Below are 13,445 nucleotides of genomic sequence, written 5' to 3' on the forward strand. Positions count from 1 at the left end.
TACTAAGTAATCTTTGTTTGAATTTGTGAAGATTTTAAAAAGTGTTGTAACAAAAAAAGAAGAGTCATTTCACAACGACTCTTCTTTTGATATTTTAAATGCTCGGTAGACTCTATATATTCCATAAAGAATTAATATGACTCCAAGTACCCAAGCGATTTTTTCATCCAGTGAAGTCAAAAACCATTTTTCTTTAATCACATAAGCACCTAACAATGTGTATCCGATACCTATAATAACTTGAAGCCAGATTTTCGCTTTTCCAAATAAATCCTCCATTCGTATTAGTCTAATTTATAAACTACTGGCATGTTGTAGAATACCCTTACGTTTTTACCGTTTTGGCGACCAGGATTCCATTTAGGCATAGACTTGATAACTCTAATGGCTTCTTCATCACAACCAAAACCTATTCCTTTCATTACTTCAACATTTCCAATTGATCCATCTTTTTCTACTACAAACTTAACGAATACTCTACCCGCTACGTTAGCTCTTTGAGCTGCTGCTGGATACTTTATGTTTTCGCCAAGGAATTTATACATGGCACTTTGTCCACCTGGGAATTCTGGATTTTGTTCAACCGCAGTAAAGATTTCTTCTTCCTTCGGTTTTTCAATAGCCACTATCTTAACTTCTTCAGGCGGCGGCGGTGGAATAAATGCATCAACTGCTTCCACACCTTCTACTGTTTTGTTTGAGATAACTGCCTTTTCCACTTCTTCCGCTGGTGGTGGTGGTTCTTCTACCAAAACCTCTTCATCTTTCTTAGGTTCTGGTGGTAAGAATTTAATTTGAGCCACTTCTGGTGGTGGTTCCACTGGAGGTGGTGGCGGAGGTGGAGGAAGGTCAGGTTGTTCCTCCGGTGGTAACTCTTCTTTTAATTTGGATAAGTCTATTTCTACTTGTCTATCCCTTTCAGCTAAGCTTGGAAGGATATAGTTGTTGTAAGTGTAGGCACCTCCAAACAACAATACAAATATGCTGGTTCCATATATCAAAGCACGAGTCAAATAGCTCTTATAATTTTTCCTTAGATAGTAAGCTCCGTATTCCTTGTTACGGTTTTCGAATACTATATCATCTAAGGTTACTTTTTCTGCTTTACTGCTCATATTTTTTTGAGATTAAAACCTTAGTGTTAATTGCCTCCTTTCGGAGTTTTCATTTTCTCATTATATGCATCTTCTTCTTGTTTTTGAAGATCTACGATTGCATATAATTTGTTGCCAGTAATTTCCATTTCATCCAAGATGTCTACTGTATTTTTGAAAGTAGCTTCTTTGGTTGGTTTTAAAATTACAGTAAATTTGGTACTGTCAATTGCAGCCAATTTTCTCTTCTGAATTTCTGCTCTGATACCAGTTGCAGAATAATCAGTTTCTTTAAAGTCTGCAGCTGTAACGTCAGACACCGCTTGCTGATACCAGAAAATTCTGTCGTCCTTACCCATTACTATAGAAATAGTATTAGATAGTTTTATTTCACTGGTTTCTGGTTCTGCGGCATCTTCGTCTTTCTCTGGCATGTTTAGCTTCATCATGTTTGGCTTGCTAAACGTGGTTGTAAACATAAAAAAAGTTATTAAAAGAAAACCCAAATCCACCATTGGTGTCATATCTGGTTTTCCAGAATTCTTTTTCGACCTTACCTTCCCGCCTTTCCCGGAGTCTTTTTCTTGTATTTCAGCCATTTCTTAAATTAAGGTTATGGTATTATTCTCCTTTGGTTACTAATCTAAACTTGTAAATCTTCGCTTTACCCAATTCGTCAAAAAGTAATTTTACGGCTGGATATTGCGTTTTCACATCTCCTCTAATCGCAAGATTACCTGCTGGATTAGATTCTGCATAGGCTTTCACCCAATCAACAAGTTCTGTATTAAGTGAGTCGCAAGCTATGCCTGGTACTTTTACCTTTTCTCTATCCGAAGCATTTAAGTTTAGATAAGATTTTAATCCATCTTTACCTACTCCTACTTCTGCAATTTTACTAAAAGTATTTTGTTGGTCGGCTGTTAACCCAAGGTTCATCTTTGTATTTAGTACATTGATGAATGCTCTTCTTTCTACAGGTTCGGTTATACCAAAGTAATATTTACCTTCATTTGTAACAGATATAGTTCCTATATTCTTTTCTTCTACGATCAAGTCAGATACAGAAGAAGGAGTTATAACCTTTACCGTTTCTTGACTTTTAAAAGTCGTGGTCATGATAAAGAATGTCAACAATAAGAATGCTACATCACACATTGCGGTCATGTCCATAGCCGGACCGTGTCTTTTTGGTTTTACTTGTGCCATCTATTAAATGTTTTTAAGTTTTTAACAATAGGTTTTGATACAAATTAGTTATGAGACGAGAAGTTTTGTTGAAGGCTCATACCTATTTCGTCAATTTTATATGTCAAAGTATCAATAGAAGACGTAAAGTAGTTGTATACCATAATCGCGATAGCTGATGTACCGATACCAAGACCTGTGTTGATTAGTGCTTCTGCAATACCTTTTGCAAGAGCAGCAGCATCCGGAGATCCACCACCTGAACCAAGGGCAAAGAAGGACTTAATCATACCAATTACCGTTCCTAATAGGGCTACCAATGTCGAAACAGAAGCTAAAGTAGAAAGAATGGTAAGGTTTTTCTCAAGCATAGGAAGCTCCAAAGAAGTTGCTTCTTCAATTTCTTTTTGAAGAGCAGCTAATTTTTGCTCTTTGTTTAAGCCAGAATCTGTTTGCAATTGAGCGTATTTCTCAAGAGCAGTTTTGGTAACATTACCAACTGTTCCTTTTTGTTTTTCACACTCTTTCATTGCATCAGCAATGTTGTTTTGATCAAGAAGTGTTCTCACTTTCTTAACAAAAGCATCTAAATCTCCTGAACCGGCTGCTTTGCCTAAAGTGATGAATCTTTCAATTGAAAATACCAACACTGTAAGCATAAATGTGATAAGGAAAGGTACGATAATACCACCAGAATAAATAATACCCAATGCGTTTTTCGGGTTGTGCTTCTCGGCATCCTCAAAGTTAGCTGGTGAGCCCAAGATTACATAGTAGATAGCGAAAGCTATTACCATCAAAAGAGGGATAACAACGATAGGATTAATACCTGAAGATTTTTTGGCTGGCTTTGCAGCTGGAGCTTTAGTCTTTTTTTCCATTTGATTAGAAAATTTTTAGGGTTTTTAAAAAATGATTAAACTTTTGTTTGTTAATCTTTAGTAATAAATTAAAGATTCAGAACACTTTTCCGCCTTGGAATTATAATTCTTTGGCAATTCTAATTAAAAACTCTTAAACATAAAATTTTTTTTTGGATTAATTTTCTAAAAACTATAAAATTAGTTATTATATTATTTTAATAATTTTCTCAATTATCCTATTCTGAGTCCATTGTTTGCTTATAATTAAATACTTATCCAGTTTGAGTGTGGTGGTATTAAATTTTTATTTTTTATTTTTCTAAAGTCTCACTTTGATACAATTCAAGGTTTATCACTATCCACTATAATTCGCTCTTTTCTATTTGCCAATTCCCACGAAGTTGCAAAAACTAGCTGAACTATTTTTGAATATTTTTCAAACAATATTTTTTCAACATCGTCTCCTGGTTTGTGATAGTCTGTGTGTACTCCAGTGAAATAGAAAATTACTGGAATTTTATTTTTTGCAAAATTGAAATGGTCTGATCTATAATAGAATCTATTTGGGTCTTTTGGGTCGTTGAATTCATAATCGATTTCGAAGTTTATGGTTTCCTTATTTGCATTTTCAGAAATGGCATGTAGTTCAGAAGATAACTTGTCGTTTCCTATTAAATATACATAGTTGTGGTTTGGCTCATGCTTTTTGTCTACACGGCCTATCATATCTATATTAAGGTCACACACTGTTTTTTCTAATGGAATTATGGGGTTAATGTCAGTATAATATTTAGAACCCAGCAATCCTTTTTCTTCGCCTGTCACCCAAAGAAAGAGAATACTTCTTCTTGGTCCATTTCCTGTCGCTTTGGCTTTTGAATATGCTTCTGCTAACTCCAATAGTGCACAAGTTCCTGAGCCATCGTCATCAGCTCCGTTATGAATCTGACCTTTTTCGTTTGTTCCTACATGGTCATAATGGGCTGAAAGTATAATAACTTCGTCTTTTTTGTCGGTGCCTTCTAAGAAACCCATAATATTGGCTGTCTCAAGGGTGTCTTCACCTCTTTCTGACTTTATTTTTATGGTGCTTTTCTTGGTTTTTAGTTTACTTTCTGGGTTTATGATATAAGATTCGAGCTTTTTCTGACTAATTCCAAGCATTTCTGAAGCCATGTTTTTGGAAATTATAAAAGTCGGAATAGCAGAGGAAACAGAAGGATTCTCAGGTTTAGATTTTTCGATGGCTAACCTGTTGAACCGTGAAAGTATAGCCTTTCTTTCTGCATTGAGTGTTTTAAATTGATCAGAATCAGCTAGAGAAATGACGAAAATATAGTCGGCCGCTTGGTCAGTGGCAATTTTTTGTTTTTTCTTCAAGCCTGTACTACCAATCCAATCAGAATTGCTTGTGTTGCTCGAAATATATTTCCCTAGTTTGTTTTTTGGATCGTTTTCTATAAATATGACAGCTTTGCCCTTTACAGTTTTGTTGGCATAATCATTTATGACCTCGTTTTGAATTCCATATCCGACAAAAACCGTCTCGATTTCTTTTTCTACAGGAATGTTTATCATACCAACGGGGAAGTAGTCGTTAAAAAATACCTTCTTCTTGTCATTTATAACGACATAAGATTCTTTCCAGCCGTTTTTGTATAGTTCAATTTTTTGCTGAAAACCAAGTTCGCCATTTTTGTCTTTGACTATTGGTTCTATTCCTAAGGTTTTTAAATGATTCATAATATATTCTGCAGCTTTTTTTTGACCTTCAGAACCAGTATCTCTGCCACCAAGCTCGTCTGAGGCAATGTAAGTAAGGTGTTTTTTAAGGTCGTTTTCATTAATCGTTTCTTGAAACGTTTGTCGAGGTGATTGGGCCAAGCTTGTGGTATTGGCAAAAAGAGCAAAAAAGAATAGGCTTATTTTGTTCATTGATAAATTTGTTTCTAAGGCAAAGAAACCAAAACATTTTGTTTTCTCAAGTAGTTTATTTTCTTAAATTTGCATTTTAATTTTCTCCCCAAAAAACTTCATGAAAGTCACTCTTACTAATCAAGAAAAATTCGAAAAAAGACACCAAGGCAAGACATCAACAGAGTTAAAGTCCATGTGCGATGAAATAGGCGTTGAAAACCTAGAGCAACTTATTGATGAAACCGTGCCTGCCAACATCAGATTGCAAAAAGATTTGAATTTGCCTGCGGCACTTTCTGAGACGCAACTTTTGGGAAAATTGAAATTTTATGGTTCGAAGAATAAAGTATATAAGTCTTTCATAGGTGGTGGATATTATGATACCGCGGTTCCGAAAGTTATTTTAAGGAACATTTTAGAAAATCCATCTTGGTACACAGCCTACACTCCTTATCAAGCTGAAATAGCTCAGGGAAGATTAGAGATGCTGTTGAATTTCCAGACGATTGTAACGGATTTGACAGGAATGGAGATTTCGAACGCTTCGCTTTTGGATGAAGCTACCGCAGCAGCAGAGGCCATGTCTATGTTTTTCAATATAAGGAAAGGTGCTAAGAAAAATTCGAACGATTTCTTTATTTCTGACAGCTGTCATCCACAAGTTATAGATGTAATAACAGGTAGAGCCATTCCGATTGGCGTTAATATAATAGTTGGGGATCTGGAAACGTTTGATTTTGAAAATTCAAACGTTTTTGGTGCTATTTTCCAGAATCCAAATACATTTGGGGAAATCACAGATTACACAGAAATTATTTCTCGTTTGCATGCTGTTGATATTAAAGTATGCGTGGGTGTTGATTTACTTTCTTTGACTTTGTTTAAAAATCCCGGCCAAATGGGTGCTGATGTGGTGATAGGTACTTCTCAGCGTTTAGGTGTTCCAATGGGTTATGGCGGCCCTCACGCTGCTTTTTTTGCCACTAAAGATGAATATAAGAGACAGATTCCAGGTAGGATTATTGGTAAATCGATAGATGCTGAAGGAAATTCGGCATTGAGAATGGCTCTTCAAACTCGTGAGCAACATATCAGAAGAGAAAAGGCAACTTCAAATATTTGTACTGCTCAGGTGTTGCTTTCTGTAATGTCGGCGGCTTACTGTATTTATCACGGTCCGGACGGTTTAAAGGAAATAGCTTTGAAAATTCATGGTTTGACAAAGTCATTTGCAAATGCCGTTCAGGGGTTGGATTATAGAGTTTTGAATCAAAATTATTTCGATACCATTACGCTTGATGTTTTGGATAATACCAAAATTCGTCAAATAGCTGAATCAAGAGGTGTGAATTTTAGATACCACGGTACCGAGGACATCAGTATATCTTTTGACGAGACAAAAACTTTGGAAGATTTAGGCTTACTACTTGAGATTTTTGCCGAAGCGAGAGGGGGAAGTTTGGTAATGAACCTAAAGCATGATGTAGAAATTAGTATTCCAGAAAATTTAGGTAGAGAGGATGATTATATGAAACATCCGGTGTTTAATTCTTACCACACAGAACACGAGATGTTGCGTTATATGAAATCTTTGGAAAGCAAAGACCTTTCATTGGTACATTCGATGATTTCGTTGGGAAGTTGCACGATGAAGCTCAACGCAACCTCTGAAATGATAGCCGTAACTTGGCCAGAATTTGGAAATATTCACCCATTTGCTCCAGTAGATCAGACCGTGGGTTACCAGATGATGTTTGATGAATTGTGTGATTGGCTTTCTGAAATTACTGGTTTTGCCAAAGTTTCGCTTCAACCCAATTCCGGGGCTCAAGGTGAGTTGGCTGGTTTGATGGTAATTAGAGCTTTCCATGAGCAAAATAACCATGGAGCTAGAAATATTGCCTTGATACCGTCGTCGGCACATGGAACTAATCCTGCATCAGCAGTAATGGCGGGCATGAAAGTGGTGGTAGTAAAATGTGACGAGAAAGGAAATATAGATGTTGAAGATTTGAAACAGAAAGCCGCCGAGCATGCCGAAGATTTGGCTTGTTTAATGGTGACTTATCCTTCTACACACGGTGTTTTTGAAGAAACCATCATAGAAATATGTGAGATAATTCACAGCTATGGAGGTAAAGTGTACATGGATGGAGCCAACATGAATGCTCAAGTAGGCTTGACCTCGCCTGGTAAAATTGGTGCGGACGTTTGCCACTTGAATCTTCATAAAACTTTTGCGATTCCTCACGGTGGTGGTGGCCCTGGAGTTGGTCCGATTGGTGTTACGGCTGAATTGGCAGCATTCTTACCAGGTAATGCAGTTATAAAAACAGGAGGCGAAAAAGCTATTAATGGTATTTCGGCAGCTCCATGGGGAAGTGCTAGCGTGTTACCTATTTCATATGCTTACATAGCTATGATGGGGCCAGATGGTTTAACCAATGCCACAAAATATGCTATTCTAAACGCCAACTATATAAAATCGAGACTTGAAAAGCACTTTGATATATTGTACACAGGCTCAAATGGACATTGTGCCCATGAGATGATTGTGGAATGTCGTCCTTTTAAAATGTCGGCTCATGTGGAGGTAGAAGACATCGCCAAGCGTTTGATGGATTATGGATTTCATGCTCCAACGGTTTCGTTTCCAGTGGCTGGTACTTTAATGATAGAGCCAACCGAGTCTGAATCAAAGGCTGAATTGGATAAATTTTGTGATGCTTTGATAGCCATCAGAGAAGAAATTGCCGAAATAGAGTCTGGAATTTATCCTGCTGACAACAATGTTTTGGTAAATGCACCGCACACACAAAGAGTGGTTATGGCTGAAAATTGGGATAAATCATATAGCAGAGAAAAAGCTGCCTTCCCGAACGAAAAATTGAAATTTAACAAATTTTGGCCTGCGGTAAGCAGAATAGATTCAGCTTATGGCGATAGAAATTTGGTTTGTGCATGTGAGCCAATTGAAGCTTATGCTTAAACTGTCTAAAAAAGATACTGTATTAGAAATGAACAAATTAGGGCAGTTAAATTGCCCTTTTTTGTTTATAATCGGTTTTGATAAAACTGAAAACATCGTTGTTTCTTTAAATGAAATTTCTCCCGAAGAAATTAAATATGCATTTAAGGACGAGTTTTCAACTTACCAGAACTTTTTTGACGAAGAATTGGAAAGCGAACTTGAGATTTCTTCAGAACTCATCTCATTTGATTTGTATAAGAAGTCGTTTGATTTTGTTAAAAATAACTTAGGATTAGGCAATAGTTTTCTTACAAATTTGACGGTTTCTAATAAAATTGAAGTTAATATTCCTTTCGAGAAAATCATTAATTTTACCAAAGCCAAATATAAACTTTGGCTTAAGGATACATTTGTTTGTTTTTCGCCTGAGTCGTTTGTTTCTGTGGATTTGGAGGGAAAGATTTCGTCATTTCCGATGAAGGGAACGATAGATGCAAGTGTGGAAAATGCGGAGCAAGCGATCTTGAATGACCCAAAAGAGAAATTTGAACATACAACCATTGTGGATTTGATTCGAAACGATTTGAGCAAAATTTGCGAAAAAGTATGGGTGGAGAGATTTAGGTATATTGATAAAATTCGTAGAAATAGCGGTGAAGAACTTTTACAGGTAAGTTCTGAAGTTTGCGGACAATTGCCGAAAGACTGGAAAAACAATATCGGGGATTGGTTTTTTGAACTTTTGCCCGCTGGATCTATCTCGGGTGCACCAAAAGAAAAAACTTTGGAAATTATAAGTGAAGCCGAAATGAATTTGCATCAAAACGGCCGAAGGAATTATTATACAGGCGTTTTTGGCTTATTTGATGGAGAAATATTGACATCAGCAGTAATGATACGTTTTATAGAAAAAAACAAAAACGCCTTGGTTTACAAAAGCGGCGGCGGTATAACGAGTAGGAGTGATGCAAGAAAAGAATACAAGGAACTAAATCAAAAGATATATGTACCAGTTTTTTGAAAGTATAAAGTTGCTGGACGGCAAACTGCATCTGCTTGATTTGCATTCTGAAAGGTTGAATGCCACCCGAAATGCGTTTTTCGAAAACGTAAAAGATATCGATTTGGAGAAGGAATTGATGATTCCTTGTGAAAAACAAAACGGTTTGTACAAAGTTAAAGTGGTGTATGCTAAATATTTGGAAAGTATAACAATTGATAGTTATTCAATTAAAGACCACCACAGAATTAAGCTTTTGGAAAAGCCCGAAATTCAATATGATTTTAAGTTTTTAGATAGAAAAAATCTGGAAGAAGATTTTATTCAAGAAGCTGATTTTGATGATATAATATTTCTAAAAAATGGAACCTTAACAGATGCGACTTACAGCAATCTCGCTTTTTTTGATGGTAAAACCTGGTTTACTCCTGAAAACTGCTTGCTGAATGGCGTGAAGAGAAAGGCTTTGCTTGATTCGGAAGTTATTACAGAAAAAAAGATACTAAAGGATGATATTCAAGGCTTTCAAAAAATTGCCTTCATAAATGCCATGCGAGATTTCGAGAAAATGTATACATTTGTTCAGAAGGACGATTTTCTTCTTTTAAATCCTTCTTTATGAAAAAAATAGCCTTTTTTTTTGCTTTTCTAAGTTTAATCTCCGGGTGTCAGAAAAAAAATCATCCCACGATAACTATGCCTACCGAAAAATATAGACTCTTACCAAAATCGACCGAAGATTTGGTAGAGCTAAAAAGTCAATGGAAAAAGTCTAAAATTGAGATTGAAATGGATTTCAAAACGGGAGAATTCAAAGGCTTTTACAAAAAAACTGCATTCTCTGGCAAATATGACATTCAGAAAGTCACTTCTGGATTTGTGAAGGGCTTTAATTATAAGGTTGAGTTGGCGTTTTTGACCAAGGATGGTTCAGAAAATGCCAAACTCGACGAATTCGTTGAAAAACTTGCCAAATGTGAGCGAATTTTTGTTACGCCAGATAAGTTAATTGATAGTCAGTTTGTTACGGCAGAATTTAAGTCAGCTGAAGAAAGCGACAAATTGATGTTTGTTTTACTCAAGTAAGTTGATTATTTCCCTTTTATGAATTTCTCCAAACTTCCCATGGCGGTTTTTTGCACTTTGGCTTTGAAATAAGTGGTCCAGCCTAACAGAAGTCCAGTTAGCCCAAAAGCCTGCCTTGCCCATTTGTAAAAATCGAAACTGTCGGTGTGTTGGCTTATTTTACCGTCTTCTAATTTGAAAAACGCTTGAATGTCGTTAATAACCAATCTGCCAGTTTTAGAAAACGTGTATTTGGCTATCCATCTGGCGTTTACGTAGTTTTCGTCACTGCTGATTATCTCAAATTTCAATTCTAAATCTTTGCCGTTTTTAATCAGCATTTCCCACATTTGGCCAGCTTCTACACCATTCAGGTTGGTGAATACTTCATCGTTGAAAATAGCATCAGACAAATAACTCTCTTGCATGGTTTTGTAATCTTTGGCCTTGAAAGCGTCGTAGAAATGGGTTATCAACTGGCTATTTTCTATCATTATTTTGAGATTTTTCATAAAATTATCTGAAGTAAACCGATAAAAAAAATGTTAATGATTTATTAATTTTCGTTAATGGGAATAGTGAGTTTTTATATTGCAATAAGTTTCACTAAAAAACTACAATGCGAAACATCTTTACCATACTTTTTTTGTTAAATGCCATCGGATTATCTGCTCAACAAGATTTTCGCAAAACTTATTTTCCCTTAATCAATAAGGCCGAACTTCATCTTGTAAAAGAGGAATATGTGGAGGCCAGTCAAGCTTATTTTTCTGCATTCAGTGTCACTAAAACTCCGTTGATTCGTGATTTGTACAATGCTACGGTTTGTAAATTGTACCAGAATGATTTCGAAGGTGCCAAATTATATCTTTTTAAAATGGCTCAGCGAGGTGTAAAGCCCGAAACACTAGAACAGAGAGGGATTTTTGAGGTGGGTTACAATACCGAAGCCTGGCGAAATTTTAAGCCGAGTTATGAGCAGTTTTTTGAACCGAAAGAGTTGAATGATTTCCTTAAATATCATTTAAGTAATCTGGCAATTTTACAAGAAAGGTATTTTGAGAACTCTTCAATAGATTTTGTGCACATGCCTGTTGGTGCTGAAAATCCAACTCATGCCATAACGATGAAGGATTATATCAAGATTACATACAATGATTCATCACAACTTGAGCGTGATAAAATGGTGAAATACACCTTGAAGGAAGCTGAAATGGAAATGAAGAAATCTAAGGCTACAGTAGAAGAACTTTTAGAAGAGGCCAAAGGTATTTTGCTTTTGGTATTTGAAAACCCGATGGCACTTAACGAAGGGAATAGCCAATTGGAAATTTTTCATAGGAACGACCATGATTTGTTTTCATTTTTGAGATTTTTTAAATTTAATCATGACCGACGAGCCCTAAAGGAAGGAACTGTAAATGATTTCCTGAATCCTTCTGAGAAGGACTATATTGATGAAAAGCTCCAAGGTGCTGTTTATAAGGGCTATTTGAGTCCGCAAGTTGCTGTTTCGCAGTCTTCTGAGAGAGAAATTCCTGAAAAAATAAAGGTTACTTCTTTTACGCTGACGATAGAAAATAGCACCGAATGTGGAAAAGAGTTTGATGATATCGAGAATATTAGGTTCTTAAAAAAGAACGTATTGACTTCAGATGAACAGAAAGAGTACAAAAAGATTAAGGATAAATATGGTCTGGAAAGTTTAGACGATCGATTTAAGAAGGAGGTTTTTGGAATAGATAAAAACAAATATTTCATCCTAAATACACGTTCTTCTGTGGAATCATCGGTAGTGCCCAACTGTGAAGTTGCACAGAAAATGTTAGCAGGAGCTACCATAATCCAAGACTAAATCCTATGAAAAACCTCATTATTGTCTGCACATTATTTATAACAAACCAAGTTTTCGCCCAACTAGATTTTAGAAAGGAATATTATCCAGTCATTAATCGGGCCGAAATGGCCATCACCAAGGATGATTATCAAACTGCTTTTACAGAATATCAAACTGCATTTTCGGCAGTAAAAACACCATTGGCTAGAGATATTTTTAATGCCGTGGCCTGCAAATTTCTTCTGAATGACTTTGAAGGAGCTAAACCTTTGCTTTTGAAATTGGCGAGGAAGGGAATTTCTACCATCACATTGGAGAAAAAGGAAGTGTTTTTGATGGATAATATAAGAAGTCAATGGAATAGTTTTAAGTTTCTTTATGAGCAAATTCAAAGCATGCAGCAAGAGAAAATTATTGTTGGACTGTCCGATAAATTAACTTTGTATAATAGTGTATATGATACTTTAAACGTAAATTCCGTGACTTTTTTCCTGGGTGAAGATGGGAAAGGCCAGCAAATATTGTCAAAGGATTTGAATTCTTCGAGAACAAACAAAGCTTTGACTAAAAAAGAATTAGATGCAAATTATCTATTAATGGCTGGGGTAAGCAATGAATTATTTATTAAAGCTCAGAAAACCTTAGTGGAATATGTAATTTCTGAGGGGTTTGTTGCTGAAGAAGGTATGTTTGTAGAGGACTCCGATTTTTTGAGGAATTCATTCGCTTGGAATATTGAAAAGTATAGATTTCGAATGGATTTTCGTTATGGAGGGGGTTATTCAACGGAAGTAAAACCTTTTTCGGCTATTTCGGATGAAAAGAAAAAAGAATTTGACTATAAAATTCTAGAGTCAGTAAGTCAAGGTAAAATACATCGTGACCTTGCTTTAAAGTATCTTTTTGGATATCGAGCCAATAATAAATTGCTTTTTACTAAAATCAATATCGAGAATATTGAAAACTGCTCACTCGACTTAAAAGAAAAAACGTACTCCTTGTTTTATTACAAAAAGACTGGGCAAACTTTGGACGACGAAAGTCAACGCACACTAGAGGAATTACAGTATGGAGATAGTAATCTGATATTTGAGAAAGCAAAATATAAAATACTGAAAAACAGTTACTTTTCAATGAGTTCGGATGCTCAAATGGAAGAAACAACTGTGCCCAATTGTGATATTGCCAAACAAATTATTGAAAAGGCCACCATAATCCAAGACTAAATCCTATGAAAAACCTCATTATTGTCTGCACATTATTTATAACAAACCAAGTTTTCGCCCAACTAGATTTTAGAAAGGAATATTATCCAGTCATTAATCGGGCCGAAATGGCCATCACCAAGGATGATTATCAAACTGCTTTTACAGAATATCAAACTGCATTTTCGGCAGTAAAAACACCATTGGCTAGAGATATTTTTAATGCCGTGGCCTGCAAATTTCTTCTGAATGACTTTGAAGGAGCTAAACCTTTGCTTTTGAAATTGGCGAGGAAGGGAATTTCT

The 13,445-nt window shown here is 35.9% G+C and carries 14 protein-coding genes; 7 read left to right on the forward strand and 7 right to left on the reverse strand.

From position 1 onward, the window contains the following. Nucleotides 1–69 precede the first annotated feature (69 nt). The 6 genes from EGI26_RS06535 to EGI26_RS06560 form a co-directional block, all read right to left on the reverse strand. Entirely contained in the window at nt 70–279 is a 210-nt protein-coding gene (locus tag EGI26_RS06535; RefSeq protein WP_255077194.1) for a DUF308 domain-containing protein, read from the reverse strand. 5 nt (nt 280–284) lie between these two features. Beyond that, nucleotides 285–1,115 (reverse strand): energy transducer TonB, encoded by an 831-nt coding sequence (locus tag EGI26_RS06540; RefSeq protein ID WP_255077195.1) that lies wholly within the window; start codon nt 1,113–1,115, stop codon nt 285–287. Nucleotides 1,116–1,141: 26 nt separating this feature from the next. Next, a complete protein-coding gene (locus EGI26_RS06545; RefSeq protein ID WP_255077196.1) occupies nt 1,142–1,693 on the reverse strand; it encodes a biopolymer transporter ExbD in 552 nt (183 codons plus the stop codon). 22 nt (nt 1,694–1,715) lie between these two features. Beyond that, nucleotides 1,716–2,303: a biopolymer transporter ExbD gene (locus EGI26_RS06550; protein WP_255077197.1), complete on the reverse strand. Its 588-nt coding sequence runs from the start codon at nt 2,301–2,303 to the stop codon at nt 1,716–1,718. Between the two features lie 44 nt (nt 2,304–2,347). Next, entirely contained in the window at nt 2,348–3,163 is an 816-nt protein-coding gene (locus EGI26_RS06555) for a MotA/TolQ/ExbB proton channel family protein (protein WP_255077198.1), read from the reverse strand. 324 nt (nt 3,164–3,487) lie between these two features. Continuing rightward, on the reverse strand, nt 3,488–5,080 hold the full coding sequence (locus EGI26_RS06560) for a M28 family peptidase (RefSeq protein ID WP_255077200.1): 1,593 nt from the start codon (nt 5,078–5,080) through the stop codon (nt 3,488–3,490). 100 nt (nt 5,081–5,180) lie between these two features. On the opposite strand from EGI26_RS06560, the gene gcvP reads away from it, so the two are divergent. From gcvP to EGI26_RS06580, 4 genes are all read left to right on the forward strand, one after another. Then, entirely contained in the window at nt 5,181–8,051 is a 2,871-nt protein-coding gene (gene gcvP, locus EGI26_RS06565) for an aminomethyl-transferring glycine dehydrogenase (protein ID WP_255077201.1), read from the forward strand. Beyond that, on the forward strand, nt 7,999–9,054 hold the full coding sequence (locus EGI26_RS06570; protein WP_255077202.1) for an aminodeoxychorismate synthase component I: 1,056 nt from the start codon (nt 7,999–8,001) through the stop codon (nt 9,052–9,054). Before gcvP ends, EGI26_RS06570 begins: the two co-directional genes overlap by 53 nt. Then, nucleotides 9,038–9,655: an aminotransferase class IV gene (locus EGI26_RS06575; protein WP_255077205.1), complete on the forward strand. Its 618-nt coding sequence runs from the start codon at nt 9,038–9,040 to the stop codon at nt 9,653–9,655. Before EGI26_RS06570 ends, EGI26_RS06575 begins: the two co-directional genes overlap by 17 nt. 74 nt (nt 9,656–9,729) lie before the next feature. Then, on the forward strand, nt 9,730–10,119 hold the full coding sequence (locus EGI26_RS06580; RefSeq protein ID WP_255077206.1) for a hypothetical protein: 390 nt from the start codon (nt 9,730–9,732) through the stop codon (nt 10,117–10,119). A 5-nt stretch (nt 10,120–10,124) separates the two neighbouring features. Here EGI26_RS06580 and EGI26_RS06585 read toward each other — a convergent pair whose 3' ends face one another. Next, nucleotides 10,125–10,610 carry a nuclear transport factor 2 family protein gene (locus EGI26_RS06585; protein WP_255077207.1) on the reverse strand — a complete coding sequence of 162 codons (486 nt, stop codon included), beginning with the start codon at nt 10,608–10,610 and terminating at the stop codon, nt 10,125–10,127. Between the two features lie 107 nt (nt 10,611–10,717). Here EGI26_RS06585 and EGI26_RS06590 point away from each other — a divergent pair, with 107 nt between their 5' ends. The 3 genes from EGI26_RS06590 to EGI26_RS06600 form a co-directional block, all read left to right on the forward strand. Then, nucleotides 10,718–11,953 (forward strand): hypothetical protein, encoded by a 1,236-nt coding sequence (locus EGI26_RS06590; RefSeq protein ID WP_255077208.1) that lies wholly within the window; start codon nt 10,718–10,720, stop codon nt 11,951–11,953. Nucleotides 11,954–11,958: 5 nt separating this feature from the next. Continuing rightward, nucleotides 11,959–13,161, forward strand: a complete 1,203-nt coding sequence (locus EGI26_RS06595) for a hypothetical protein (protein ID WP_255076818.1) — start codon at nt 11,959–11,961, stop codon at nt 13,159–13,161. Between the two features lie 5 nt (nt 13,162–13,166). Continuing rightward, the coding region (locus EGI26_RS06600) for a hypothetical protein (protein ID WP_255077209.1) at nt 13,167–13,445 on the forward strand (279 nt) is incomplete at its 3' end.

The sequence above is a fragment of the Lacihabitans sp. CCS-44 genome (genome assembly GCF_024343735.1).
GTDB lineage: Bacteria > Bacteroidota > Bacteroidia > Cytophagales > Spirosomataceae > Leadbetterella.

Bases quoted from the DNA above. Each gene is read 5' to 3' on its own strand.
- EGI26_RS06535 (WP_255077194.1), bottom strand. From the start codon at position 279: ATGGAGGATTTATTTGGAAAAGCGAAAATCTGGCTTCAAGTTATTATA.
- EGI26_RS06540 (WP_255077195.1), bottom strand. From the start codon at position 1,115: ATGAGCAGTAAAGCAGAAAAAGTAACCTTAGATGATATAGTATTCGAA.
- EGI26_RS06545 (WP_255077196.1), bottom strand. From the start codon at position 1,693: ATGGCTGAAATACAAGAAAAAGACTCCGGGAAAGGCGGGAAGGTAAGG.
- EGI26_RS06550 (WP_255077197.1), bottom strand. From the start codon at position 2,303: ATGGCACAAGTAAAACCAAAAAGACACGGTCCGGCTATGGACATGACC.
- EGI26_RS06555 (WP_255077198.1), bottom strand. From the start codon at position 3,163: ATGGAAAAAAAGACTAAAGCTCCAGCTGCAAAGCCAGCCAAAAAATCT.
- EGI26_RS06560 (WP_255077200.1), bottom strand. From the start codon at position 5,080: ATGAACAAAATAAGCCTATTCTTTTTTGCTCTTTTTGCCAATACCACA.
- gcvP (WP_255077201.1), top strand. From the start codon at position 5,181: ATGAAAGTCACTCTTACTAATCAAGAAAAATTCGAAAAAAGACACCAA.
- EGI26_RS06570 (WP_255077202.1), top strand. From the start codon at position 7,999: ATGGCGATAGAAATTTGGTTTGTGCATGTGAGCCAATTGAAGCTTATG.
- EGI26_RS06575 (WP_255077205.1), top strand. From the start codon at position 9,038: ATGTACCAGTTTTTTGAAAGTATAAAGTTGCTGGACGGCAAACTGCAT.
- EGI26_RS06580 (WP_255077206.1), top strand. From the start codon at position 9,730: ATGCCTACCGAAAAATATAGACTCTTACCAAAATCGACCGAAGATTTG.
- EGI26_RS06585 (WP_255077207.1), bottom strand. From the start codon at position 10,610: ATGAAAAATCTCAAAATAATGATAGAAAATAGCCAGTTGATAACCCAT.
- EGI26_RS06590 (WP_255077208.1), top strand. From the start codon at position 10,718: ATGCGAAACATCTTTACCATACTTTTTTTGTTAAATGCCATCGGATTA.
- EGI26_RS06595 (WP_255076818.1), top strand. From the start codon at position 11,959: ATGAAAAACCTCATTATTGTCTGCACATTATTTATAACAAACCAAGTT.